Origin of the sequence: Candidatus Parakkermansia intestinigallinarum, assembly GCF_944389695.1 — a bacterium.
Classification (GTDB): Bacteria; Verrucomicrobiota; Verrucomicrobiia; order Verrucomicrobiales; family Akkermansiaceae; genus Akkermansia; species Akkermansia intestinigallinarum.
The window spans coordinates 32,041-56,812 of record NZ_CALXNG010000006.1 but is presented as its reverse complement, the minus strand read 5'-3'; the positions used below and the strand labels follow the sequence as shown (position 1 = coordinate 56,812).

Below are 24,772 nucleotides of genomic sequence, written 5' to 3'. Positions count from 1 at the left end.
AAAAATGTATGACAAAAATGCAAACAACATCGGAGTGTTTTACATTTTTGTCAATATGAAACTCTCGTCTCCTTTTTCTTTTACCCCAAAAAGCCTTTACAGAGCAGGATTTGCCGCGATTGTGCAAAAGTTGGCACGCGCTTTGCTTAAAGAAAGGCGAAGGCAGGTGCTTGCGTGATTCGGCACCTCCGGCCTCACAGACTCATTTCCCCAAACACTATGTCTACGCACACCATGACTGATTCGGCAGAGGGTCTTTCGGCTCTCTATGGCAGCGATACCTTCGGAATCAAGACGATGGAGAGATACCTCTCGAAGTCCTCGTACAAGAAGCTGATGGTGACCATCCAGAAGGGCGGTCGCCTCGATCCGAGCATTGCCGATGAGGTGGCTCAGGCGATGATGGTGTGGGCGATTTCCAAGGGTGCGACGCACTACACGCACTGGTTTCAACCGCTCACGGATGCAACGGCTGAAAAGCATGATTCCTTTGTTGAGCCTGACGGCAAGGGCGGCATGATTTGCGAGTTCACGGGCAAGTCGCTCATTCAGGGTGAGCCCGATGCTTCGTCCTTCCCCTCGGGCGGCATTCGCGCGACCTTTGAGGCTCGCGGCTACACGGCTTGGGATCCGACGTCGCCGGCTTTCATCAAGCGCACGGCCAACACGGCGACGCTCTGCATTCCGACGGCTTTCTGTTCGTACACGGGTGAGGCGCTCGACAAGAAGACGCCGCTGCTGCGCGCCATGACGGCGGTGGCTCGCCAGACGACCCGCGTGCTCAACTGCTTCGGCATTGAGCCGAGCTTTGTGGATAGCAATCTCGGCGCGGAGCAGGAGTACTTCCTGATCGATCGCGATCTCTACCTGCAGCGCCCCGACCTCATCGAGACGGGCCGCACGCTCTTCGGCTGCCTGCCGCCCAAGCACCAGCAGATGGAGGATCACTATTTCGGCTCGATCAAGGAGCGCGTGCTCGAGTTCATGACTTCGGTGGACCACGCCCTCTGGGCTCTCGGTGTTCCCGCCAAGACGCGCCACAACGAGGTGGCTCCCGGGCAGTTTGAGATTGCGCCTCTCTTCGAGCCGATCAATGTGGCGGTGGATCACAACGTGATGATCATGGATATCCTGCAGCGCCAGGCTCTCAAGTTCAATCTGGTGTGCCTGCTGCACGAGAAGCCCTATGCCGGGGTGAACGGTTCGGGCAAGCACAACAACTGGTCGCTTTCGACGCCTGAGCTCGGTTCGCTCTTCAGCCCGGGCAAGACGCCGCACAGCAATCTGCTCTTCCTGACCTTCCTCGCGAGTGTGATTCAGGCGGTGGACGTGCATGCGGACTTGCTGCGTGCGTCGATCTCCAAGGCGAGCAACGATCACCGCTTGGGCGCCAACGAGGCTCCGCCCGCGATTATTTCGATTTTCCTCGGCGACCAGCTCACCGACATTATCGAGCAGATCAAGGCCGGCGGCGCCAAGAGTTCGGCGGCTAAGACCACGATGGAGCTGGGTGTCGATATCCTGCCGGCTCTGCCGAAGGATACGACGGACCGCAACCGCACGTCTCCCTTCGCCTTTACGGGCAACAAGTTTGAGTTCCGCGCGGTGGGCTCGTCGCAGACCTGCGCCTGGCCGATGGCCGTGCTCAACACGATTGTGGCCGAGACGCTCGATGACGTGGCGACGAAGCTCGAACCCTGGGTCGGCAAGCCCGAGTTCAAGGAGAAGGTGACCGAGCTCATCACGGAGATGATCACGAAGCATGATCGCGTCATCTTCAACGGCAACGGCTATTCCGACGAGTGGATCGCCGAGGCCGAGCGCCGCGGCCTGCCGCATCTCAAGACGACTCCCGAGGCTCTCAAGGTGCTCGCCAAGCCCGAGACGATCGCGCTGATGGAGAAGTACGGGGTGCTCACCAAGGCCGAGCTTCTGGCCCGCATTGAGGTGCAGGAGGAGAACTACGAGAAGCTTATTGACATTGAGGCCAAGACTTGCCTGAATATGCTTCAGACGATTTATGCGCCGGCCATTGCTGCTCAGATGACCGAGATTTGCGGCACGGTGGCTTCGATTCAGGCCGCCGGTCTCAAGGCCGGTCTCAAGGCTGCGACGGAGAAGGCTGAGTGCGTCGGTGCTCTCTACGATGAGATGATCGACAAGACGGCTGCTCTGAGTGCAGCCATCGATAAGGGCTGCCCCGAGTGCATGAAGACGTGCATGGACGACGCCCGCGCAACCGTTGATGCCCTCGAGGCAATCGTGGATGCCGACCTCTGGCCGGTGCCCACTTATGCTCAGATGCTCAACATCCACAGCAAGTAAGTAGCAGTCCGGCGGGGAGGGCGCCGTCCGCGCTCTTCCGCAGGGCGTCCGGGGCTCCGAGTGGAGCCCCGGTTTTTTTATCCCGCAGAGGCGCCCGGCGCCGTTTTAGGGCAGGCAGGTGACGAGGGCGTTTTCATCGCTGAGGACGACTTGGGTCTCCGGGGCGACGAAGAAGCCCTGGCTGTTGGCCGGAATGCTCAACAGGGTGATGCCGCTGACGGTGCTGACGGTGCAGCCCGCCGCCGAACTGACGGCATAGACGCGCGAGATGATGGTTGGTAGGGTCATAGGCCTTGATTGTGCACGGCGACGGGGGCGGGGGCGAGCCTGTGCCGGGGCAGGGCGCATGCTGCCGCACGCGGGGCAGTTGTTGCCCGCGTCTTGCGGCGCACTCGCTCGGATTGTTGACTTGCAAGCGGCGCCGCAAGCTGGTACAATGCGCGGGCATGGATGAGCGGGTGTCAGCAGTGGTGCAGGAGGCCCTCGAGCGCTTTTTCGGCTTTTCGGCGCTGCGGCCGGGGCAGGATGCCGTGGTGGAAGCGGTGATGGCGGGGCGCGACGTGATGGCCATTATGCCGACGGGCGGCGGCAAGTCGCTCTGCTACCAGCTGCCCGCGCTGTGCCGCGAGGGGCTGACGGTGGTGGTGTCTCCGCTCATTGCTCTGATGAAGGATCAGGTGGACGCGCTGACGGCTCGCGGCATTCCGGCGGCTGCCGTCAATTCGTCGCTCAGCAGCGATGAATACCGCAGCGTGATGACGGATTTGCGCTCGGGTGCGCTCCGTTTGATTTATGTGGCGCCGGAGCGCTTCGCGCAAGAGGGCTTCATGGCGACGCTCTCGCGCCTGCAGGTGTCCTTGCTGGCGGTGGACGAGGCGCACTGCCTCAGCCAGTGGGGACACGATTTTCGCCCCGATTACCTGCGGCTCGGGCTGGCTCGCGAGCGGCTGGGCTTTCCGCAGACGATGGCGCTGACGGCGACGGCGACGGCGGCGGTGCGCGAGGATATTCTGCGCACGCTTCAGTTGCGCGATCCGGCCGTTGTCATCAGCGGTTTCGGGCGCGATAACCTCGATTTCTCCATCACGCACTGCGAGAATCACCGCGCCAAGTACGATCGCATTCGCGCGGTGATGCGGCGCTGGCGTCAGGGCATCATTTATTGTTCGACGCGCAAGAACGTGATGAAGGTCTACGACGAGATTCGCGGGGATGGGTTGCGCGTGGTGGCGTATCATGCGGGGATGTCCGATGCGGAGCGCGAGTTTTCTCAAAACGCCTTTATTTCGGGTGAGGCCGATGTGGTGGTGGCGACGAACGCTTTCGGCATGGGGATTGACCGCGCGGATGTGCGCTTTGTGCTTCACTTCGAAATTCCGGGCAGTGTCGAGGCGTATTATCAGGAGGCGGGGCGCGCCGGACGCGACGGGGAGCCGGCCGTCTGCGAACTGCTGTTCAATCATGTCGACCTCAAAACGCAGGAGTTTTTCTTCGAGGGCAGCAATCCGCCGCTTCAGTTGCTGCGCGCACTCTACGCCATGCTCTGCGCCGAGTGCAGCCGCGAAGCTCACGAGCTGACGATGACGGTGGATGAGATGGCGGAGAGCTTGGGGCGCGAGGTGAATCCGATGGCGGTCAGCACGGCGCTGTCTCTGCTGATTCACGCAGGCGCCATCGAGCGCTTTGACCTGCCCGGACGCAGCGTGCGAGGCACGCGCGTGAAGGACCCCGAGCGGCCCTTCGCCGCCTTGAACATCGACAGAGAGTCTCTCGAAGAGAAAGCCCGCCGCGACCACCTCAAGATCGAAGCCATCACGCGCTACGCTTACTCGACGAATTGCCGCCAGCAGTGGATTCTCGACTACTTCGGCGAGGCGGATGCCGGCCCCTGCGGGCACTGCGACGTTTGCCGCGCGGAGGATGCTCCGGAAGCCGAGCCGCTCGAGGGCGACGATCTGCTGACGGTGCGCAAGGCGCTGGCGGGGGTGGCGCGAGCCTCCCGCCGCGATGAGTCCGGCAACTGGCAGGCCATCTACGGCCGCAGCAAGATCATGGACATGCTCCGAGGCGCGCAGAACGCCTCGATGCACCGCTACCTGACCTCGCTCTCAACCTACGGCCTGCTTCGCCATCTCACCGATAAGAAACTCAAGGCTCTCTTCCGCGCGATGCAGGAGGCGGGTTTGCTGATGACGACGGGCGGCGAGATGCCCCTGCTGACGCTCACTCCCAAGGGGGAGGATGTGATGCAGAGCCGCTGCCCCGCCAAGGTGTCGCCGCGGGGCTGGAGCGACAAGCCGCGCCCCGGCGGCGAGGCGACGAGCGGAAGGAGCCGCGCCGCGCAGCGCGTGCTGCAGGGCCTCGCGCTGGGGCGCACGGACAAGGAGCTCTTGAGCCGCCTGCGCGAGCTGCGCCGCGACATCGCCCAAGAGCACAACCTGCCAGTCTATCGCGTGCTGCACACCGAGACCCTGCGCGAACTCGCCACCCTGAAACCCACGACGCTCGAGGCCGCATCGCGCCTCAAAGGCGTCGGCCCCTACACCGCGCGGCGCTACCTGCGCGCTTTTGTCGAGCTGATTCAGGCTTACGAGGGGGTGGATTGAGGCTTGCCGCTCGCGATCGACCCCGCCGGCGGCCTCTCTCCCTCAAAGAGACTCTTCCTCAAAGAGCATGAGACAGGACTGCTGCGGGCGATTCCAGCGAATCGGCAGGCCGGAACTCGGGCTCATCAGCGCGTCGCCGCCGAGGCTGCACCCGTTTAGCGGGCAGAGGCTGCCGCAGGTGTCCTGACCGAGCTCGCGGAGGCGGTAGCGGCGGTCGGCGTCGAGCCCGCGCAGCGGAACGCGCGCGTGTTGGTGCGTGAAGTGGCGCTGCGTGGTGCAGGCGATGAGGAGGGCGCGCGACCCGCGGCGGTAGAGCACCGCGCTGTCTGGGCCGTCGTACGGAGAAACAAGGCGATAGAGCTCGCCGAGCTGCACGATGTCCCTCAGCTCGCGAGCCAGTGCCAAGCGCTGCCGGAGCTCGGCCTTCTCGTCCGCGCTCAGTCGGCGCGGGTCGAGTTCGAGGCCGAGGCGGCCGGCCAGAGCGACGTCAAAGCGGTATTTGAGGCTGCTCTCGCGCCCGGTGTAGAGGTTGGGTGAGGCCGTGACGTGGCAGCCGAGGGCGTTGGCGGGGAAGAAGTAGCCGGCGCTCCACTGCATGCAGAGCCTGTCGTGCGGATCGGTGTTGTCGCTCAGCCAGAACTCCTCATGCAGGGCGGCGGCGCCCAAATCCAGCCGGGCTCCGCCTGCCGAGCAGCCCTGAAAGGTGACCTGCGGAAAACTCTCGCGCAGCCGTCGCATGATGCCGTAGTAGGCTTGCGTGTAGTCAAAGGGGAGGTTGCCCTGCATCGACGACGGCAGCCAGGGCGAGCCCGCGTCGCTGATCTTGCGGTTGCAGTCCCATTTCACGTAGCTGATGCCGGGATTGTCGCGCAGCAGGCGGAAGACGCTGTCGAGGATGTAGTTTTGCACGGCCGGGTTGCAGAGGTCGAGCACGAGTTGTCGGCGCTCTTGCTTCGGCTCGCGCCCGGCGAGCTGAAGCGCCCACGTCGGGTGTGCGCGGTAGAGCTGGCTGTGCGGGCTGACCATCTCCGGCTCAACCCAGATGCCGAAGCCCAGGCCGTGCCGGGCGGCTCGCTCGCACAGTGGGGCAAGGCCGTGCGGCAGTTTGCGGGTATCGGGGCGCCAGTCGCCCAGCGACGAGCTGTCGTCGTCGCGGCGGCCGAACCAGCCGTCGTCGAGCACGAAGAGGTCGATGCCGCCGAGCTCGGCGCAGGCGTCAATCATCTCCAGCACCGTTTCTTCGCTGACGCCGAAGTGAACTCCCTCCCAGCTGTTGAGCAGGCAGCGCCGCGCCTCCTGCCCGCGCGGCAGCACGCGGCGCCGCAGGTGGCGGTGCAGGCGCCGCGAGGCTTCGCCCTTGCCGCGGCAACTCAGCGTCACCACCGCCTCGGGCAGATCGAGCGTTTGCTTGCCCGGCAGGCGGTAGGGCGAGTGTGCGAAATCGTGCCCCGCCCGCAAGAAGAGATGCCCGTAGTCGCTGTGCTTGAAGCTCAGCTCGTAGTCGCCGCTCCAGTAGAGAGCCCCCAGCAGGCAGCAGCCCGTCTCTTCGCCGGCCGGAGCCCCGAGGGAGAGCAGGAAGCCCGGCGTGCCGGCCTGAGCATTTTGGATGCCGCTGCGCGAGCCGACGGTGGTGCAGAGCCCTCGCGCAAGAGCTTGTTCGCTGAGGTAATTTTCACCCGCCCACGCGCCGCGAAAGGCGCTGAGGGTGTACGCGTCGGCGCGAAGCCGCAGACTTAGGCTATCGGCCCGCAGCAGAATCATCTCGCTGCTGCCGACGTTTTGCAGGCGAACCTGCTGCGTGAAGACGTCCTCCTCCTCATAGGCGCAGAGCGTGACGGTGACGTGCAGGGCAGGGTGTTGCGGATCGCGCAACTCGATGCGCAGGCGCGTGCCCCCGTCGATTTGTTCGCGCACGTGGCTGTGGTGGCGCAGCTGTAGGGGCGCCGTCCCGTCGGCCAGGCGGACGTTGAGAGAGGATTCGCCGCTGTAGTTGCCCTGCGGTGCGCGCTCGTCGAGGTCGGTCGAAACGAGGGGCCAAGCCGTGTCGGGCGCCGTCGCCCCGATGTCGTCGGGGCAGAGCAGGCGCGGGCCGAGCGCGTAGAGCATCGTGCGCCCGTCCTCGCCGATTTCGAGGCTCATCTGGCTGTGCGCGGTCAGTAAGTGGAGCAGCATGGCGGAGGGAGGGGGATGAGAAGAAAAGGGCTCGATGCCCGGCGGCCTCTTACTCGTATTGGCGGCTCTTGAGGCGTGCGGCTCGCAGTCGCTCGCGCTCGGCATGAGCCTGACGCCCGAGAACGGACAGAGGGTCGAGGTCGCGTGCGGCCTCGAGCGCCGCGATGGCTTCGAGCAGAGCCGCCTCCGATTCGGGCGTGTGCGCTCCCTGCCCGAGAAGACTGTATTTCTTCATGAGCAGGGGGTAGAGAACGCGCAGACCGAGAAGCTGCCGATCTTCGACGTCGGCACTCTCGTGCGTCGCCAGCCGACGGGCTTCGTCGATGTATCTTCGGCAGGCGGGCAGGTCGGTTGCGGGTTTGAAGCTGAGGCGGGCAAACAGCAGGTAGCGTGCCGCTTCATAGTTGCGGCGCTTGGCTTTCCGGTCGCGATCCGGCGCTTGAGCGTGCCGGCGCGCCTCCGCAATTTGTTCCGCGCCGATGGCGCTGAGCGGCAGGCAGGCGTAGCAGCCTCGTTCATCCGAAAGAGCGAGGCAGGGCAGCAGCGAGACCCCGTCGCGTATGGCCATGGCGGCACGCGCGGCCTGCTTTTCGCTGTCGGCCCGGAGGCTGAGCGGCACGTAGGACCAATGCGCGGCTCCGTCAATTTCTTTCAGGGGCAGCAGCTGCTCTTCAAGGGCGGCTGTGTCGCTGCCCTCCGGAATGTAGACGGTGTATTCGTCGGCCGCCAGCCATGCGGCTGCCGCCGGCAGCAGGAGCGGCAGATAAACCTTCATTCGCAGCGGCTGATCGTGATGCGCTTGAAGCGCGATTCCGTCTGCTCGGACTCCGTGCGGATGCCGGGGATGGCCGCCAGAGCGTTGTGGACGAGGCGGCGCTGGTAGGCGTTGAGCTCCTCCATTTTGAGCGGTACGCCCGTTTTGAGCACGCGCTCGGCTCGCGAGCGAGCGCGGCGCAACAGCTTCGCTTCCGCACGCTCGCGGTAGTGATCGCAGTCGATGCGGACGCGCGGAGCACTCTCCCATTCGGCCTGTACAATGCGGTTGACGAGGTACTGGAGGTCGTCGAGGCGGTCTCCCTCGTCACCGATGAGGTAGCGGGCATCGGGGCTCTCGAGCATGAGCACGATGCTGTCATCGTAGGGTGCAGTCGTGCAGCTCCACGCAAAGCCCAGCGGGTCGAGAATGCTTTTGAGAGCGGCGGTAGCGGTATCGATCAGACGTTGTGTATCAGCCATGGAAAATCGTCAAGTCATGAGCGGGCGGCGGGCCCCCGCTCCGGCCGGCCTCGGGCAGTGATGCCGAAAAGGCCGCGCGGGTCGCCCGAGACCTTGGGACAACCCGCGCGGAAGAGGATCAGCGCTCGCGCAGAAGGCTGAGCAGGAAGAGGAAGAGGTTGAGGAAGTCGAGATAGAGCTGCGTGGCGCCGTGAATCGCACCCTTGGCGCGATCCTCGCCGTCGAGGCAGAGGGCGAGCATATTGAGACGCTGCGTGTCATAGGCCGTCATGGCCGAGAAGAGGAGGACGCCGATGCACGAAATGACGAGATCCGCCGTGCTGCTCTGCATGAAGATATTGACGATCATGGCGATCAGCAGACCGATGAGCATCATCATGAAGAAGCGGCCGAAGCCCTGCAGATTCACGCGCGTGGTGGCGCCGATGATGCTCATCACACCGAAGGTTCCGGCCGTGCAGGCAAGAGCCGTGGCGAGTGTACCCGATGCCGTGACGGCGACGACGGGGCCGAGGGTCAGGCCCTCAATCGCGGCGAACACCAGCAGCATGGCCCCCATGGCACTTGCGCTCAGGCGCGTGCTCATGAAGCTCATGACGAGCAGAATGCCGATGGCGATGATGGCGCAGAGCATCATGTTCTGCGCGACCCAGCTGAGCAGCTGCAGGTCGGAGACGGCCCAAGCCGCCGCACCCGCGCTGATGAAGAGGGAGCCGGCCATCCAAGCGTAGACGCGGTTCATGAACGCGCGCACGATGCTGAGAGCCTGCTCGTTGGTGAGGTTTTGCAGTGAAGCAGAGGTTTCCTGTTGCATAGCTCTCGCATTGTAGACGCCGCCGTGTCTGATGTCAAGAAGCATGACGCAATTCGTTGGAGGCGGCGCAGCGCCGCGGGAAAAAATGCAAAAGAGTGAAAAAAACTCTTGACGCGGCGACGGTGTGCGGCTATAATCGCTGCGTCGTCACGCAGCTCACGGCTGCAAGACTCCAAGATGTCCCCATCGTCTAGGGGTTAGGACATATGATTCTCAGTCATAGAACCACGGTTCGAATCCGTGTGGGGATGCTTGAGAAACCCGAGGCTGATGCCTCGGGTTTCCTGCTTTTGGACGGAGGCTGCGGCAGAGCTGCGGCGGAGTGTTTGCGTCGCCGAGCTTGCGCGAGCGGGCCGATCGGGTTATAATGGCGGCATGTCCATTTCCGAGGAGCTTTTCCAGCGGGCCTGTGAGGTGATTCCGGGCGGGGTAAATTCGCCGGTGCGAGCGTTCCGTCGTCTTGAACGTGCGCCCTTTTTCGTCAAAAAAGCCGAGGGCTGTCACCTGACGGATGAAGACGACCGCGAGTACATCGACTACGTGGGCACTTGGGGGCCGGCCATCCTCGGACATGCGCCGCGCTCGGTGATCGAGGCGGTGCAGGCGGCGGTTCCGCTGGGCCTCGGCTACGGGATTCCGACGCGCGTCGAGGTCGAGATGGCCGAGACGATTTGCCGCCGGGTGCCCTCGATGCAGAAAGTTCGCATGACCAACAGCGGCACCGAAGCGACCATGAGCGCCATACGCCTCGCTCGCGGCTACACGGGGCGCCCTTACATCATCAAGTTCGCCGGGTGTTATCACGGGCACGTGGACAGTTTGCTGGTGGCCGCAGGCAGCGGTGCTCTGACGCACGGCGAGCCCGACAGCGCGGGGGTGCCGCGCGAGTTTGCCGCGCTGACGCTGGCCTTGCCCTACAATGATCCGCAGGCGGTGCGCGAGGCCTTCGCACGCTACCGCGGGCAAATTGCGGCGGTGATTGTGGAGCCGTACCCGGGCAATGCGGGCTTTTACCTGCCCAAGCCGGGCTTCCTCGAGTTTCTGCGCGAGGTGACGGAGCGCGAGGGGGCTTTGCTGATTTTTGACGAGGTGATGACGGGGTTCCGCATTTCTCCGGCGGGCGTGCAGGGCAAGATCGGCCTGACGCCCGATCTGACAACGCTGGGCAAGATTATCGGCGGCGGGTTTCCGGTGGGCGCCTTCGGCGGCCGCCGGGACATCATGGACTGCGTTTCTCCCCTCGGCCCCGTTTATCAGGCCGGCACCCTCAGCGGAAACCCCGTGGCGATGGCCGCCGGACTCGCGCAGCTGCGCGAACTGGAGGCCACCGATGCCTATGCGAGGCTCGAGGCTCTGGGGGCTCGGCTCGAGGAAGGGGTGCGCGGCATCCTGCATGATCTGAGCCACCCGCTGACCTTCAAGCGCAGCGGTTCGATGTGGTGCCTCTTCTTCACCGAGCGCGACGTGACGGATCTCGATTCGGCGATGAGCGGTGATTTCGGGCTGTTCCGCCGCTACTTCCTCTCGATGCTCGAGCAGGGGGTCTACGTGGCACCGTCCCCGTATGAGACGGGCTTCATCTCGACGGCTCACGGCGAGGCCGATATCGACGCGACGATCGCGGCCATGCGGCGGGCGCTGACGGTGGCGTTTGCGGGCTGATGCGCCGCGCCGTATGGCACGCAAAAGTCTTGCCAAAGCGGCACGCGCAGGTTATGATACGGACATGATGCAACGTTTTACCGCTTGTTTGCTCACGGGGCTCTTGGTGGCGGCACTTGCACCCGAGCTATCCGCTCAAAGTGCCGAGGTCACGGAGCAGGAACGCGACGTGGTGCGCGTGGTGCGCCACCCCGACGGTACGCGCTCGTATTACAAGCGCCAAGTCGGGTGGAAGGGGATGCTCTGCGCCACCTACACGGCCAGCGGCAAACTCGCGGCAATCAACGATTACACCGAGAGCCGCTACGGGCAGCTGCTGGGCTGCGTGATTTACAACGACAAGCACGAGGTTATCTACAAGGTGTCGTACGGCTATGACCGCAAGTCCCGCCTGATCGAGGAGCGCATGTATTCCTACCCCGAGAAGAAGCTGGTGCAGCGCGTGATTTATCGCTATGACGCGCGCGGCAAGCGTTCCAAGCCGCTCATCATCTCGCTCAACCCGAATGCGGCCGAGATCACCCCGACGCTGAGTGAGGATGCCGCCCGCATCCATCAGGAGCTCCGATCGGGCAAGGGCTCTCGCCGCTGAGGGGCCGCTCCGCTCTCTTTGCACCTTTTCCCCCTCTTTTTTATCTTTTAACCTTTTTCATCTTTTCACCCTTTCTCCTTTTCCCTTTTCACCAACTCCCGACTCCCGACTCCCATCTTCCGGCTTCCCAACGCGTACTTTTTCACAAATCTTATGGAGGTTTTTTCTTGGCAGGACAAAGATGCCGACGGCAACAAGGTCATCTATGAGGCGTCGTACTTCGGCGGCTGGTGGCAACTGGCCAGCGCCCCGAAGGTGGGGCGCGCTCAGAAGGATGAGGTGAGTTTCACGCCCGCGGAGTTCACGGAGGACACCTGGGCGGCTCTGCGCGATTTGCTCTGGCGCAAGTACCAGCGCCGGCGCGTTTCGTGGGATATGGTGCAGCACGTCGACGATATCATCGCCGGCAAAGCCCGCAACGAGCGTCGCGATCGACGCGGACACCAAGGAGCAGAGCGCCATGACCGATGACGAGATGATCAACTGCCGGGTGCCCGAGCGCCAGCTCGAGCGTGCCATTGCCATCATGCACCGCCTGCGCGCTCCCGGCGGATGCCCTTGGGATGCCGAGCAGACGCACGACAGCATCGTGTCGAATCTCATTGAGGAGTGTTACGAGAGCATAGACGCCATTCGCGCCCGCGACTGGGCGCACCTGCGCGAGGAGCTGGGCGACGTGCTGTTGCAGGTGCTCTTTCACGCTGAAATGGCGCAGGAGAACCCCGACGCGGGCTTCGGCATTAACGAGATTGCCTGCGAGCTGTCCGACAAACTGGTGCGCCGCCACCCGCACGTCTTTGCCGCGGCTCAGGTGGCCGACGCCGAAGGGGTTGTCAGCCAGTGGGATCAAATCAAGCGCCGCGAGCACGACATCGAAGACAAGCCCTATCTTCAGGATTGCGGCAAGGGACTGCCCTCCCTGCTTCGGGCTTGGAAGATGACCAAGAAGGTCGCCAAGGTCGGATTCGACTGGCCCGAGCACGCCGGCGTGGTCGACAAAATCCGCGAAGAGACCGACGAGGTGGCGGAGACGCTTTCTCTGCCCGACAGCGATCCCCGCGTGCAGGAGGAGCTCGGCGATTTGCTCTTCACGGTGGTGAACCTCTGCCGCCGCCGCAAGGTCGACCCCGAGTTGGCTCTCGACGCGGCCAACCGCAAGTTTGAGCGCCGCTTCAACGCGCTGGAGGCTTTGCTGAAGGCCCGGGGTATCGGCCTGAAGGAGGCGACGGCCGAGCAGATGGAAGAGGCTTGGCAGCAAGTCAAAGCGGGAAAGGAGTGTTGAATGCGGAATCGCCTGCTGTTGTGTTTGGGTCTCTCGGCGGCTCTGCTGCTGTCATCCTGCTCGCTCTTCGGCGGCAAAGCCGAGGAGAAGAAGCAGGATCGCGCCCCGGTCGCCGCCGATCAGCTGCCGCAGCTGGGCAACCCGCTCCTCGCCAACAAGGGCGATATCAACGCCGTCAACCTCAACGTGGCGACGGAGGAAGAGCTGCGCAATTTCGATAACGGCGCGGAGGGCGAGCTGATTTTCTCCGACCCCGACGACATTGAAGCCAGCGAGGAGCAAATCAACGCTCTCTACGAGAATCGCCGCCGCGGCAACGGCTGGATTTCCGATTACAGCACGGCGCTGCGTCTGGCGCGCCGCACCGAGCGCCCGATGCTCATTTGGTTTCACGACTCCATGGCCAGCCCGAAGAGCAACGCGCTTGCCGAGGCCGTGCTCAACACGCCGTCTTTTGACTCCTGGTGCGACAACCGCGTGATCCGCGTTCTGCTCGATGACAGCGAGACGACCGATGAGTTCACGGGGCACAAATCGCGCTATTCGCTCAACGATCTTCGGGCGATGGGGCGGCGCTTCGGTGTCTCGCGGCGCCCGGCCGTCGTCGTTGTTTCGATGTCCGGCCGTGTAACACCCGTGATCGACGGCGTCGACGATACCGACTGGAAGGCGCGCGAGGCTGAAATCTGCAAGGCTCTCGAGAATGCCGAGAGCGATTATGAGGATTACAAGGACAAGCTGCGCGACAAGGGGTACCGCGATTGGACGCGCTCCAACCGCCGAGGCACGTTCTTTGCGAAGCTCCAGCGCGTCGACCGCGCACGCGGCGTCGCCTATCTGCGCCAGGTCGGCGGGCGCGTCTTGCGCATGAGACTCAAGAGTATGACGGCGGAAGACGCCGCCTACGTCGAATCCCGCTCCCCAAGCTCCGGCAGCAAGAAAAACTGAAAAAGCCGATAGCGCCTCGCGGCGGTGCAGGGGAGCCGTCCGCGGCTCGGTCGGCTCCCTCCGCAAGGGTCACCTTCCATGAACAAGTCTGAAGCAACGAAAGCGCAGATCATGCGTGCGGCCATCGCCCAGTTCACGGCACTGGGCTATCGCGGCGCGGCCGTGCGCGACATTGCTCAGGCCGCCGGGGTGAACATCGGGCTGATCCGCTACCACTTCGGCAGCAAGGCTGATCTGTACCGCGATACCCTCGCCTTCCTCGCGGAGCAGTACAATGCCGTCTGCCTCGAGGCTCTCGCCGAGGCGCGGGCGAGCGGCTCGGCGGAGGAGGTGATTTACTCGTGGCTGGCCGCGCCCATCACGCGCTGGCGCGATGCTGCGGTGGCCGACGGCGAGCAGGTGCTCGCCTTTCTGAACAAAATGGGCTATGAGAGCCCCGAGCTCACCCGCGACGTCTACGAGTCGCATTACTCCTGGGCCTTGCAGGAGTGGCAGCAGGCCGTGCTCGACTGCTTCCCCGGCCTGTCTCGCACGGATTGGCTCTGGTGCCTGACCAGCCTGCGCGGCATGTATTTCAACCTCGTGGCGCACGACGAATTCACGCTCTGGGGCTTGCCCCGCATCGGCGACCGCGAGGCCGCCATCCGCCGCCTCGCGTCCGATATGGTCGCCCTGCTGCGCACCTACGCGCAGGGCTGACGGACGCTGGGGTTGGCGGACGCCGGGGTTGGCGGACGCCGGGGTTGACGGACGCTGGGTCTGCACTGCATTTTCAGGGTGCGGCGATATGGTGCCGACCGCTTGAAGGGCAGGGGCACTTGCCCACCTGTGCCGGGCGGCAAGTGCGAGGAGGCGCCGACGGAGCCGCGGCAGAGAAAAAGCCCCTCCCCCTCGGCTCTCAGCCCCGCCCCGCGTCCGGAGCAGCGGCGGGCACGCGCGTCATGAGCTCATCCCAGCGCTGTTTGGCCTCGCGTATTTGCTCGGCGGTGACGGAAGGTGAGAGCTCCCACGTCAGCGGCATGCTGCGGGTGAAGAAACGCGGCAGCAGCGTCTCGAAGTCCACATCGCCGCCGAAAAAGGGAGCGCGGTGGTCGCGTGCGGGCCACTGCACGTCATTGACATGAGCGCCGAACATCAGCCCCTGCAGACCGGCCAGATACTGCGCGTGATCGAGCAGCAGCAGATTGTGTTTGCGCTGAATGTGGCCGAAATCATGCCAGTAGCGCACGGAGGGCTCGTCGCGGAACTCCTGCAACAGGCGCGGCATCTCAAGCTCGCCGGGTACCTGCTCCAGATGGCTCCGCCCCTCGACGGCCAGCACCAGCCCCAGCTCGCGCGCCTTGGGAAGCAGCGCTTCGAGCGCTTGCCGCGCACGCTCGTAGTAGAGCGGAGCCAGCTTTTCGCGCCTGCGAACCAGCTGCCCCTTGAAGCGCAAATACTCGCGGCTGCCCAACTGCCCGTGGCGGGCGTAGCGCTCCAACTGCCGAGTGCCCGCCCGCCCGCGAAAGAGCTCAACCGAGCCCATGTGTAGCACGACGTAGCGAGCCCCGAGGCGAGCGGCCACCTCGAGCGTCTCGCGCGTCAGCCGCAGCGCCCGCTCGCGAACTTCCGCGCGGTGCGACGTGAAGCGAAAGGCGTCGGGAGCATCGCCCGGAACATCGAGCGGTGCCGGGCAGAAGTTGTGCACGCCTTCCACGCGGATACGCTTCTCATCCACCGCCTTGATGATGCCCGGCAACATGCTCAGCGAAAGACCGTGCGAAGCCTCTATGGCGTCGAAGCCCAACGCGCGGATTTCATCGCACATGGCGCCGCCGTCCTTGTGGCGCTTGCTGTTCCAGCAGCTCGAAAAAACATTCACGCGGGGGAGTGTATCAAATCTTGCCGCGCGCGACAAGCGTTTTGACTCCCGCCCGTCGGCGTGCCGCGTACCGCATGACAGGAGCGGAAAGCCCCGCAGCGCGTTCGCCGAGACCCCGGGCCGTCAGCCGGAGCCGCAGTCTGAGCCGAACTCGGGAACACCCGGCGCGAATCGCGCGTTCCGGCGGCGTATCCGTGTCATGAGCCGCCATTCGGAGAAAATAAACTTCTCAATGAGCTCCGCCTGTGATATATAGCGGGCATGAACAAGTGGATCAAGTGGATGCTCATGCCCCTTTGCGCCGTTGCCATGCTGCCCGGCAGCGCCTCGGCGGATGAAACGACTCCTCGCGCCGACGACCTTCTGGCCGCCGTCCGCAAGATGACCGTCAGCCAAGGCGAGCGCGACGTGCGCGGCACCATCCGCAAAGGCCGCAACCAAGTCCCCTTCAGCCTGAGTTCCCGCGGCGATACCATCGTGTTCCAGTACAAGCAGAAATCCGGCTGGGAGCGCTTCGACGTACGCATCAGCGAGACCAACGTCAGCCTCTATCGCGTCACCGGCAACAAGGCCGCGCAAATGTCGCCCAAGGACTACACGGACACCATTGCCGGCACGGACGTCTGCTACGAAGACCTCTCGCTGCGTTTCCTCTACTGGAAGGGCGGTCGCGTTCTGGAGGATACTTCGGATTCCCGCATCAAAGGACGCGACTGTTACATCGTCGAAGTCCCCAACCCCAATGCCGACATCGGCCAGTTCGCTTGGGTGCGCGTCTGGGTGGACAAAGAAAACGGCACGACTTGGCAGATTGACGGCTACGGTCGAGACGGCAAGCTCAAAAAGCGCTTCACGATCACCTCGGTGCAGAAACTTTCCGACGGCTCGTGGTTCTTCAAGCAGATGAAGCTCGAGATCCGCAATCCGCAGAACCCGAGCCGCACGAGCGCCCTCAACTATCTGGAGATGGAGGACTTGCCCGACGCGCGCAAGTAAGCTCGCGCGACTGTCGGAGAAGGGGGGGAGGGGGTAACGCTCTCCCCGAACCCGCATGGAGTCTTGCCGCATGCGCCGCCTGCTGACCATTTTGCTGCTGTTGCTGCCCTTCGCCCTCTACGGGCTCTGGGTGAGGGAACAGCTGCCGGAGCTCGACAAAGACGCCGGCCCCTTGGCCGCGCTGCCGCTGTTGGGGCGCGTCCTGCCGGCACTCCTCATCCTCTGTCTGCTCGTTGTCTTCATCCTGCGGCATCGGATCCTGCCTCGGTGGGGGCAAAAAGTCGCCGAAAAACTCTACATGGGCAGCTACTTCCCGGACGAAGACAGCTTGGTCAGGCTGGTCGCTGAAATCGAGGCATCGAAGGACGAAGCCAAACTCGCCGATCTGGCGGTGCTCGTGCGTTCAGATCCCCACCGCCTGCGAGGCTGGCAGGAGCTGTCCCGCCTCCAAATGGAAAGCTTTCACAACGTCCCCGCCGCCCTCGACGCCCTCACCGAAGGAGCCGAATCCGTCAAAGATATCCAAGACCGGGCCCTCCTGTATTACCGCGCGGCCAAACTCATCGAGCAGGAGATGCCCGATCGGCCTGATCGCGCCAAGCGCATGTACGAACGCGCTGCCGCCTTCAGTGAAACCGTCTACGGCAAGATGGCCCTCAAACATCTGGACTGAGCCCCGCACTGCCCCTCCCGTCCTCCTCCGCGCCGCCCGCCGCCGCCGAGGCTCGCCGCCGCCGCACCGCGGAGCGTGAACACTCGGAGGGAAACGCCGCCCGCCGCCCGCCGCAGCGAAAAAACTTTTCCCGCGCCGCGCGCCTCAGTCGGACGCCCTCCGCGGCAGAGGGGGGGGAGGCAGCGCCGTCGCCTGCGGACTCCGGCAGCCTGCGCGCGGCCCGGCGTGCGCGAGCGGGCTCTGCGGGCTCTGCGGGCTCTGCGGGCTCTGCGGGCGCGAGAGCGTCGAGAGCGCCGAGAGTGCCGAGAGTGCCGAGAGCGTCGAGAGAGACGAAGCTCCCCATAAAGAGCCCGAATCGTCGAATTTGCTCCTCAGTATTCGTAAGAGAATCAACACTCAGCGATTCAAAACGGCGAAAAAACGGGAGTTTGTTATTAAAAACAGCTCTGCAGAACCTATGCGTGCTATATCCTGATAAATAAGGCAAAAGAAAAAAATTAAAAATCCGTTGCTTGAATCGCCAAAATGTGCTTTATATGGCTGAAAGCAATCGCATCCGATGATGTATCGAGTATGGGTGATGTGGTTCTGTTGATGAGCGACGATGAGAAGTACATAAGGCAGGTATATGTGGAGCCTTGATCGACTGCCGCGCACGCTCATTGGAGCCGGCGGAGTGCGGCTTATCGATATGCCGGGTGTTGTTTACCCGCGCGAGGTTATTGCAGGCAGGAAGGGCTGGGACAGGCGCAGCGGCCGTCCCTACACGAAGGTCCCAGAATGGGGTATTTCTTCGCGCGAAGCCGCGAGACTGATGGGGTGCACCCTCGCCTCCGCACGCGCCACGCTCTCACGACACAAGGTGAGGCGGCGCAAAGTGCAGGGCGACGATAAGGTGATGCGCCTCTATTGGAAAAAGGAGCAGGTGATGGCGCTGGTGGAGAGCCGCGCACCCTTGGCCGACAAAAGACCGCCGAAGCTCATCACCGTCCCCGAGGCGCTGGCCATTCTCAAGGTGGCGCGCAGCTCGCTGTATCGCTACGTGCAGCGAGGGCGCCTCCGGGAAGTCAAGATGCGCTTCTCCTCTCCGCAGCGGGGTGCGAGAGTTAAGAGCCTCTTCGTTCGAGCAGAGGTGCGAAAACTGGCCGTCTACCTGAGGGCTCTGCGCGAAAAGGAGCGAGAAATCAACCTTCTGCGCAGCGGTGCTCCTGAGTCAAAGCCCGAAAGATCCGAGCCCGGCGACTCTCAGCGGTAGCGCGCGAAAATGGTCTCGCTCTCGTTCGGCCGAAGCTTGAGCTCGTCGATGATGCTGTTGCGCATCGTGAGAGCAGCCTGCAGCGCAGCCTCGGGACTGCCGAATTGCTTGTCCGAGAAATATTTGGTGAACTGCCTGCTGTTGCGGCAGATATTGAGACGCCAGCCTTGGAAGGCCGTCGTGTCGTACGTGTATCGGGTGATGTTTTTGATTTTCATGGAGCCAATACTGAAACACCACTAAAAAAGAGAAGTTTCAAATGGCGCTTAAAAAAAAGAAAAAAATCACCCCTTTCAGCACCGGATTTTTCGCCCCGACGGATGCGCCGCCGCGTGCCGCAGCGGGCGCGGGGCGGCACGCCGAGCCGCGATCAGATGATTTTGCGCTCGCTGAAGAGCTTGGCACGCGTCGGGTCCGTGGCGGCTAAGTGCGTGTAGCCGACGGCCAGCGCATCGGCGGCATCGGGGGCAGGGGTCTCCGTCAGGCGGAGCATGGCGCGCATCATGAAGGCCACTTGCTGCTTGACGGCTCGCCCCTTGCCGACGGTGGCGAGCTTCACGCAGCCGGGCGGGTATTCAACGATGGGCAGGTCGTGCAGCGCGGCAGCCAGCACGCTGGCACCGCGTGCCGAGCCCATCGAGATGGCGGTGCGGTGCGACTGCACGTAGATAATGGCCTCAATGGCCAGTTCGTCGGGCTTCCAGCGGCGGATCAGCGAGCAGACCTGCTCGTGGATGGCTCGCAGGCACGAGCTCTGCGGCATGGAGGCAGGCAGACTCAGCGTGCCGTACTCGAGGGCGCGGGCCTCGCGGTAGTCGCCTTCGAGTACGGCGTAGCCGGTGTTGCGGATCGCCGGGTCTATGCTCACGACGCGCATGGCGTATCAGCGACGGCGGCGTGGCTTGGAAGCGGGGCGGGGCTTGCGCACGGGCCTCAGCTCGGTATCGAGCAGAGCCGTGTAGGCGTAGGGGAAGCCCTCGAGCTTGCGGCGCTCGATTTTCTGCTTGATGAAGCCTTCGACGCTCTTGGCGAAGTCAATCTCGTCTGCCGTCAGCAGCGTGAAGGCATCGCCCGTGGCTTCCGCGCGGCCCGTGCGCCCGATGCGGTGCACGTAGTCCTCGGGGTTTTCCGGCACGCGGTAGTTGATGACGTGCGTCACGCCGCTGACGTCAATGCCGCGTGCGGCCACGTCAGTCGCGACCAAGATGCGGTATTTGTCCTCTTTGAAGCCGCGCAGTGCCTCCATGCGTTCCTTCTGGGGGATATCCGAGTGCATGACGGCCACCTGACCGTCCCAGCCGTTGTTGATCAGCAGGCGGCTGACGGCATCGGCTTCTTTTCGCGTGCGGGTGAACACCATGAGGTTGCGGAAGTCCGTCGACTTGACGAGAGCGAGCAGCAGATCATCGCGCTGGTCGAGCCCCACGGGGTAAAAGGCATGCGAGATGGTGGCCGCCACCTCGCGCCGGGCGATGGCTATTTCTGCGGGGTCCTCCCTGAGGCACCACTTGGCGAAGCCGCGGAGAATCTGCGGCATCGTCGCCGAGAAGAAGAGCGTCTGCCGCCCCTCCCAAGGGCAGAGATTGACAATTTTGCGCACGATGGGCAAAAAGCCCATATCCGTCATGCGGTCGACCTCGTCGAGCACCAAGTGCTTCACCTTCTTGAACTTCATCGTGCCCCGGTAGAAGTGGTCAACCAAGCGTCCGGGTGTCGCAACGACGACATCCGCGCCCGCCTTGAGCGCCTCGGACTGGGCGCCGTAGCCCACGCCGCCGTAGAGCAGGGCGACGCTGATATCGGTGTGTTTCCCGTAGCTGCGGAAGGCCTCCGCCAGCTGATCCGCCAGCTCGCGCGTCGGTTCGAGCACGAGAACCTGAGGCTCGCCGGTATGCTCAATCATGGAGAGGAGAGGCAGTGCAAAAGCCGCGCTCTTGCCCGTGCCGGTTTGCGAGGCGCCGATGACGTCGCGTCCCTGCAGCACGCAGGGAATGGCCTGTTCCTGAATGGGGGTGGGGTGCTCGTAGCCGCAGTCTTTGACGGCTTCCAAAATGGGGGCTGCAAGGCCCAATTCTTCAAACTTCATCGTTTCTTCTTGTTTCTTCTTTGACTTCTTTTTGCTTCTTTGACTTCTTTGACGTGTTTCGGGCTTCCCGGCGTCATGGGAGGCGGTGCCGACCGCCGCCGTGTCCCCTGCGGGGCGGGCGCCGCCGTGCATCAGCACAGCCAAGGATTGTTGAGGAGCTCCTCCTGCAGCGTGGTGGCCGGACCGTGCCCGCTGAGGATGGTCAGCTGAGGGTCGAGCCCCTCGAGTTTCTCTTCGATGCCGTTGAGCAGACTGCGCTGGCTGCCGCCGGGAAAGTCCGTTCGGCCGACGGAACCGGCAAAGAGAACATCGCCCGTGAAAAGCGTCTGCCTTTCGTCGAGGCGGTAGACGAGGCTGTCGGGCGAGTGGCCGGGCAGGGGAATGATCTGCCACTTCAGACCGCCCCAATCAGCATGGCTGCGCTGATCCCCCATCACGTCATCCACGCGGTACGGGGCGACGTTGAGCTTGAGCCCCCAGTCGAGACGGGCGAAATCTTCGAGCGTCAGGCGGCGGTCGTAGGGCGAATGCGCATGGATGAGGCAGCCCGTATCCGCCTTGAGCTGCGCGGCATCCTCGACGTGGTCAAAGTGCTGATGCGTCAGCAGCAGGTGCGTCAGGCGGGCCCGGTCGGGCATCTGCTGCTTCACCCAAGCCGCAAAACCGGCAGGAGCGTCAATGGCCACATAGCCGTCAGCCCCCTCAATCAGATAACCATTGCACATGGTCGATCCCCCCGTGTAGACGCGGATACCGTTGCTCATGCGCGCAGTATACACCAGCCCGGCACGCTTGACCAGTCCAAACTGTCTGTCAAAATGCTCATAGGCGCTCCGCGCCCCGCGCACGGCCATCCCGAGAAAGGCGGGGATACGAAGAAACCGCCCTCTCCCGAAGGTGAGGGCGGTTCGGTTAAAATTGAGCCGGAGAGAACTCCGCTGCGTCAGGCATTGATGCTGAAATGGCGACGAATGTCGGCGAAGATGCGATCCCGGAGAGAACGCGCCTTGTCCAAATTGCGGGTCTTGAGGGAGAAACGAAGGCGCTCCGCCGTTGCGTCGGGCTTGTGAACGGTGACGTGGCACCACCACACACCGCGGTTATTCCACAGGTGATGGTTGACGTTTTCATCATTGATGCGAAGGGCGATCTTGGTCTCTTGCTTTCTCATAACTTTGTGTTCGATGGGGCTTTAACTTGCGGGAGGCTCCCTGCCGGCACACCGTCTGCTCGCGCAGACCGGTCAACAGTCGACGCCTCGGGGTCCTTATCCTAGGACACGCGAGACGTCGAAATGTTCAAAAAAAGTTCGGGAAACTTGATTTAGCCGACGATGATGCCGGCCTTGCGAAGCGTGGCCATGGCTCCGTTGCGCGAAATCGAGCGCAGAGCCTTGCAGGTCAGCTTCATGCGGATGTAGCCACCCTTGCCGTTGTTGAGCTCCGGAACCCAAATGCGCTTCTCCTGCAGGTTCGGGTAAACGGTGCGATTGACCGTCTTGGTGACGTGACGGCCGATACCGCCCTTCTTCTTGGCAAGACCGGAGCGGTGAATGCGACGGCCCTTGTGCGGGGTTGCAAGTGTGATATCGCAGATTCTGGACATAAGCTTATAATGAGGTTAAAGAGTTTGCGGGGCACCATTTTACACAAAATCAGGCTCACGTCAAGTAAAACTACGACTTTAGACAAAAAAAGAGCCGCAAAACAGCTAAAAAAGACGAAAAATTGTTGTTATCAATAAATTGTCACAATACGGGCTTGACCTTTCGTGCGAATACGGATAACATCCGCTATGTCATGGGCAGCGAGGCTCGGTTTTGCCTGTCTGCTTCCGCAAAAGGACGACGATCCGAACTTTCAACCCTAACACCAATACGAGAACGATATGAAACTGAAGTGCTTATCAGTCGCCGTGCTCTGTGCCGCATCCCTGTTGGCGGTCTCCTGCTCCTGGGATGACGGACATTACGGGGTTTACGGCTATGCGGGCTCGAGTGCTTGGAATTCAGCCTGGTATGACTCGAGCGGTTACCCCATTTACGGTTATTGCAACGGGCGGCCCGTTTACGGTTACACGGCTGCCGGCGGGGCAATTTTCTCCTTGGCAGCGCTGACGGCCGGCTGCCACGTGCCAAACTGGGGACCGGCACCTTGGTATCGCGGTACGTATCGCTATGTTCCGTACGTGGTGCGCACGGCGCGTCCTCCGCACTTCCCGACCGGCCACAATCCCGGGGTGCGCCCGCCGCGCCCTTCGAATCGCCACGATAATGACCGCATTTTCAAGCAGCATCAGCAGCATTGGAAAAATATTAGCCACGGCAGGCCCGGTGCCGGAAAGCCCGGTGCCGGCAAGCCCACCGTCGGCAAGCCCGCCGTCGGCAAGCCCGGTAGCCCCACGCACCACAACGATTGGAACAAGCGCCCCGGCATGACGAAGCCGGGAGCGGGGAACCTCCCCGGCCGCCCGAACTTCGGCAACTCGAACCGTCCGAACCAGCCCTCCTTCGGCAACTCGAACCGCCCGAACCGTCCGAACTTCGGCAACTCGAACCGCCCGAACCGTCCGAACTTCGGCAACTCGAATCGCCCGAGCCGTCCGTCCTTCGGCAACTCGAACCGTCCCAACCAGCCGTCTTTCGGTAACTCGAATCGCCCGAGCCGTCCGAACTTCGGCAACTCGAATCGCCCGAGCCGTCCGTCCTTCGGCAACTCCAACCGTCCGAGCCGCCCGTCCTTCGGCAGCTCCGGCCGCCCGAGCCGTCCGTCCTTCGGCAGCTCGAGCCGCCCGAGCGGACCCTCTGCGGGTAGTTCCGGCCGTCCGAGCGGACCCTCGGCGGGCAGCTCCGGCCGCCCGAGTGCTCCGGGCGGAGCGCCTCAGCCGCGCTGATGCGCCTCGACTCCGCCTCTGTCATCTCCCTGCGCCGACCGTGCGCAGGGAGTTTTTTGGGCGCGGCGTCCGGCGCGGGCGCCCCGTGACAATTCCCCCGGCCTCGCCGCAGGCGAAGCCGGGGGAAGTTTCATCTCCCGTACGTCCGTGCGCGTCCGCGTCAGAGGCGGCGCCCGAAGGCGAGGCGGTCGTACTGCTCGTTGGCGTAGCGATGCTGCGGGTGGTTCGTGCGCATGTAGGCCTCGTAGAGGGGGTGAGACGGGTCTGAGGCGATGCGTCGCGCCTCGGCGGGGCCGTCGGGGGCGCTGCCTCGGCGCATCGGCGCCTCCTGCGTTTGCCCGGCGGCCGCCAGCATCAGGCGGGCGAAGTCGGGGTTGGCTCGCAGGGCAGGGTTCTCCACCAGAGCCCTCACATCCACCTGCGCCTCATCGCCGAGCCGCGACAGGAAATTGCCGATGCTCTGCATATTGTCCTCATACTGCTCGCCCCATTCGCGGCGCAGGTCGGCATCGGCCGCCTCGACCGCCTGCTGCTCCGCTGCGCGGCAGCGCTGCAGCATGCCTGTGCCGAGCTCGCTGTAGCGCTCACTGAGCGCCTGCATGGCGCGCGGCGGCACCCCGTAGCGGTAGGCGACATCCGCCAGCTCGGCGGCCAGCGCCTCATCCCAGATCTCGCCCTCGGCGCCTTCGGGGCGCTCGAGGCGGTAATCCTCGGCCTTTTCGGGCAGACCGACCGCCAGGCGGAAAGCCTCCATGCGGGGAGCGTCGTCGGGGTCGGGATAGCCCTTGAGGCGTTCGAGGTGTGCGTAACTCTTCGCCAGCGCCTCGGGGCGGCGGAACTTCGCGAGGCTGGCGGCGTAGGGCTCAAGCTCCCCGAACTGCTTGTACCACTCCGGGGCGAAGCTGCCGTCGTCGGCCAGCAGCCCTGCGGGAGGCAGTGCGGCCGCCGCTTCGGCAGGCATGCCGGCGCCGAGGGCGCTCATCGCTGCCGGGGTGGGCTCGGGTGCGGGAACACCGGGCGGCAGGGCTGCTTCGCCGACCTGCGCGCGCGGATCAATCTGTGTGCGGATCATGTTCGTATTCATTGTTGTTTTCTGTGGCTTCCTGCCGTGCCAGATCCAGCTGGCGGCGGATGACGAGGAAGACTTCTCGCTGCGCATCGCGGCGCATGGCATCGAGCGCATCATACTGGCCGGCCTTGCCCTGAAAGACGGGCAGGTCAACTTCAAAGCGTTCTTCGAGGCGTTGCAGGACGGCTTCGCCCGAGTCGCTGCCGAGCACCTCCAGCAGGAGGCGGCGATCCCGCCTCGCCTGCTGTGCAAGCTCGTGCAAACTGCGTGGTTGTCGCGTATTCATCATGTCGTGTCCGGTTG

At 63.6% G+C, this 24,772-nt stretch carries 26 protein-coding genes; 12 read left to right on the top strand and 14 right to left on the bottom strand.

What is annotated here, in order from left to right; translation table 11 throughout:
* The first annotated feature begins 219 nt into the window (after positions 1 to 219).
* Complete coding sequence (locus AC6UAL_RS02900) at positions 220 to 2,325, top strand: glutamine synthetase III family protein (RefSeq protein WP_500681859.1); 2,106 nt, start codon at positions 220 to 222, stop codon at positions 2,323 to 2,325.
* 105 nt (positions 2,326 to 2,430) lie between these two features.
* On the opposite strand, the gene AC6UAL_RS02895 is transcribed toward AC6UAL_RS02900, so the two are convergent.
* Positions 2,431 to 2,613 carry a hypothetical protein gene (locus AC6UAL_RS02895; protein ID WP_500681858.1) on the bottom strand — a complete coding sequence of 61 codons (183 nt, stop codon included), beginning with the start codon at positions 2,611 to 2,613 and terminating at the stop codon, positions 2,431 to 2,433.
* Positions 2,614 to 2,771: 158 nt separating this feature from the next.
* Between AC6UAL_RS02895 and AC6UAL_RS02890 the strand changes: the two genes are divergently transcribed.
* Positions 2,772 to 4,931 carry a RecQ family ATP-dependent DNA helicase gene (locus tag AC6UAL_RS02890; protein ID WP_500681857.1) on the top strand — a complete coding sequence of 720 codons (2,160 nt, stop codon included), beginning with the start codon at positions 2,772 to 2,774 and terminating at the stop codon, positions 4,929 to 4,931.
* Positions 4,932 to 4,973: 42 nt separating this feature from the next.
* Here the strand turns inward: AC6UAL_RS02890 and AC6UAL_RS02885 are convergent, their stop codons facing one another.
* From AC6UAL_RS02885 to AC6UAL_RS02870, 4 genes are all read right to left on the bottom strand, one after another.
* A complete protein-coding gene (locus AC6UAL_RS02885) occupies positions 4,974 to 7,103 on the bottom strand; it encodes an alpha-galactosidase (RefSeq protein WP_500681856.1) in 2,130 nt (709 codons plus the stop codon).
* A gap of 49 nt (positions 7,104 to 7,152) precedes the next feature.
* Positions 7,153 to 7,878, bottom strand: coding sequence for a hypothetical protein (locus tag AC6UAL_RS02880; RefSeq protein ID WP_500681855.1), 726 nt, complete (start codon positions 7,876 to 7,878; stop codon positions 7,153 to 7,155).
* On the bottom strand, positions 7,875 to 8,339 hold the full coding sequence (locus AC6UAL_RS02875) for a Jag family protein (protein ID WP_500681854.1): 465 nt from the start codon (positions 8,337 to 8,339) through the stop codon (positions 7,875 to 7,877). The genes AC6UAL_RS02880 and AC6UAL_RS02875 overlap by 4 nt, the downstream gene beginning before the upstream one ends.
* 118 nt (positions 8,340 to 8,457) lie before the next feature.
* Positions 8,458 to 9,153: a Bax inhibitor-1/YccA family protein gene (locus AC6UAL_RS02870; protein WP_500681853.1), complete on the bottom strand. Its 696-nt coding sequence runs from the start codon at positions 9,151 to 9,153 to the stop codon at positions 8,458 to 8,460.
* Positions 9,154 to 9,528: 375 nt separating this feature from the next.
* Between AC6UAL_RS02870 and hemL the strand changes: the two genes are divergently transcribed.
* The 6 genes from hemL to AC6UAL_RS02840 all read left to right on the top strand — a co-directional run bounded on the left by hemL (position 9,529) and on the right by AC6UAL_RS02840 (position 14,336).
* Positions 9,529 to 10,815 (top strand): glutamate-1-semialdehyde 2,1-aminomutase, encoded by a 1,287-nt coding sequence (gene hemL / locus AC6UAL_RS02865; protein ID WP_500681852.1) that lies wholly within the window; start codon positions 9,529 to 9,531, stop codon positions 10,813 to 10,815.
* 64 nt (positions 10,816 to 10,879) lie between these two features.
* Positions 10,880 to 11,407 carry a hypothetical protein gene (locus tag AC6UAL_RS02860; protein ID WP_500681851.1) on the top strand — a complete coding sequence of 176 codons (528 nt, stop codon included), beginning with the start codon at positions 10,880 to 10,882 and terminating at the stop codon, positions 11,405 to 11,407.
* 153 nt (positions 11,408 to 11,560) lie between these two features.
* Positions 11,561 to 11,878: a hypothetical protein gene (locus tag AC6UAL_RS02855; RefSeq protein ID WP_500681850.1), complete on the top strand. Its 318-nt coding sequence runs from the start codon at positions 11,561 to 11,563 to the stop codon at positions 11,876 to 11,878.
* Positions 11,868 to 12,689, top strand: coding sequence for a nucleoside triphosphate pyrophosphohydrolase (mazG, locus tag AC6UAL_RS02850; RefSeq protein WP_500681849.1), 822 nt, complete (start codon positions 11,868 to 11,870; stop codon positions 12,687 to 12,689). The genes AC6UAL_RS02855 and mazG overlap by 11 nt, the downstream gene beginning before the upstream one ends.
* Entirely contained in the window at positions 12,690 to 13,637 is a 948-nt protein-coding gene (locus AC6UAL_RS02845) for a thioredoxin domain-containing protein (protein ID WP_500681848.1), read from the top strand.
* Between the two features lie 78 nt (positions 13,638 to 13,715).
* Positions 13,716 to 14,336, top strand: a complete 621-nt coding sequence (locus tag AC6UAL_RS02840; RefSeq protein WP_500681847.1) for a TetR/AcrR family transcriptional regulator — start codon at positions 13,716 to 13,718, stop codon at positions 14,334 to 14,336.
* Positions 14,337 to 14,535: 199 nt separating this feature from the next.
* Here AC6UAL_RS02840 and AC6UAL_RS02835 read toward each other — a convergent pair whose 3' ends face one another.
* A complete protein-coding gene (locus tag AC6UAL_RS02835; protein WP_500681846.1) occupies positions 14,536 to 15,498 on the bottom strand; it encodes a sugar phosphate isomerase/epimerase family protein in 963 nt (320 codons plus the stop codon).
* A 261-nt stretch (positions 15,499 to 15,759) separates the two neighbouring features.
* On the opposite strand from AC6UAL_RS02835, the gene AC6UAL_RS02830 reads away from it, so the two are divergent.
* From AC6UAL_RS02830 to AC6UAL_RS02820, 3 genes are all read left to right on the top strand, one after another.
* Positions 15,760 to 16,494 carry an outer membrane lipoprotein-sorting protein gene (locus AC6UAL_RS02830; RefSeq protein WP_500681845.1) on the top strand — a complete coding sequence of 245 codons (735 nt, stop codon included), beginning with the start codon at positions 15,760 to 15,762 and terminating at the stop codon, positions 16,492 to 16,494.
* 55 nt (positions 16,495 to 16,549) lie between these two features.
* The gene (locus tag AC6UAL_RS02825; protein WP_500681844.1) at positions 16,550 to 17,167 is read left to right on the top strand and encodes a hypothetical protein; all 618 of its coding nucleotides are present in this window, start codon (positions 16,550 to 16,552) and stop codon (positions 17,165 to 17,167) included.
* Between the two features lie 691 nt (positions 17,168 to 17,858).
* Positions 17,859 to 18,422 (top strand): hypothetical protein, encoded by a 564-nt coding sequence (locus AC6UAL_RS02820; RefSeq protein ID WP_500681843.1) that lies wholly within the window; start codon positions 17,859 to 17,861, stop codon positions 18,420 to 18,422.
* On the opposite strand, the gene AC6UAL_RS02815 is transcribed toward AC6UAL_RS02820, so the two are convergent.
* From AC6UAL_RS02815 to AC6UAL_RS02790, 6 genes are all read right to left on the bottom strand, one after another.
* Entirely contained in the window at positions 18,413 to 18,640 is a 228-nt protein-coding gene (locus AC6UAL_RS02815; RefSeq protein WP_500681842.1) for a hypothetical protein, read from the bottom strand. The two genes, AC6UAL_RS02820 and AC6UAL_RS02815, sit on opposite strands and share 10 nt — an antisense overlap.
* 152 nt (positions 18,641 to 18,792) lie before the next feature.
* The gene (ruvC, locus tag AC6UAL_RS02810) at positions 18,793 to 19,299 is read right to left on the bottom strand and encodes a crossover junction endodeoxyribonuclease RuvC (protein ID WP_500681841.1); all 507 of its coding nucleotides are present in this window, start codon (positions 19,297 to 19,299) and stop codon (positions 18,793 to 18,795) included.
* A 6-nt stretch (positions 19,300 to 19,305) separates the two neighbouring features.
* Positions 19,306 to 20,508, bottom strand: coding sequence for a DEAD/DEAH box helicase (locus tag AC6UAL_RS02805; protein ID WP_500681840.1), 1,203 nt, complete (start codon positions 20,506 to 20,508; stop codon positions 19,306 to 19,308).
* A gap of 131 nt (positions 20,509 to 20,639) precedes the next feature.
* Positions 20,640 to 21,272, bottom strand: coding sequence for an MBL fold metallo-hydrolase (locus tag AC6UAL_RS02800; protein ID WP_500681839.1), 633 nt, complete (start codon positions 21,270 to 21,272; stop codon positions 20,640 to 20,642).
* A gap of 179 nt (positions 21,273 to 21,451) precedes the next feature.
* Positions 21,452 to 21,679: a hypothetical protein gene (locus tag AC6UAL_RS02795; protein ID WP_500681838.1), complete on the bottom strand. Its 228-nt coding sequence runs from the start codon at positions 21,677 to 21,679 to the stop codon at positions 21,452 to 21,454.
* Between the two features lie 152 nt (positions 21,680 to 21,831).
* On the bottom strand, positions 21,832 to 22,113 hold the full coding sequence (locus AC6UAL_RS02790; protein ID WP_500681837.1) for a large ribosomal subunit protein bL28: 282 nt from the start codon (positions 22,111 to 22,113) through the stop codon (positions 21,832 to 21,834).
* Between the two features lie 282 nt (positions 22,114 to 22,395).
* Between AC6UAL_RS02790 and AC6UAL_RS02785 the strand changes: the two genes are divergently transcribed.
* Positions 22,396 to 23,400 (top strand): hypothetical protein, encoded by a 1,005-nt coding sequence (locus AC6UAL_RS02785; RefSeq protein WP_500681836.1) that lies wholly within the window; start codon positions 22,396 to 22,398, stop codon positions 23,398 to 23,400.
* 160 nt (positions 23,401 to 23,560) lie between these two features.
* Here the strand turns inward: AC6UAL_RS02785 and AC6UAL_RS02780 are convergent, their stop codons facing one another.
* Together AC6UAL_RS02780 and AC6UAL_RS02775 are read right to left on the bottom strand one after the other, a co-directional pair.
* Entirely contained in the window at positions 23,561 to 24,484 is a 924-nt protein-coding gene (locus AC6UAL_RS02780) for a hypothetical protein (protein ID WP_500681835.1), read from the bottom strand.
* A complete protein-coding gene (locus AC6UAL_RS02775; protein WP_500681834.1) occupies positions 24,453 to 24,758 on the bottom strand; it encodes a Bbp19 family protein in 306 nt (101 codons plus the stop codon). The genes AC6UAL_RS02780 and AC6UAL_RS02775 overlap by 32 nt, the downstream gene beginning before the upstream one ends.
* Between the last annotated feature and the right edge of the window lie 14 nt (positions 24,759 to 24,772).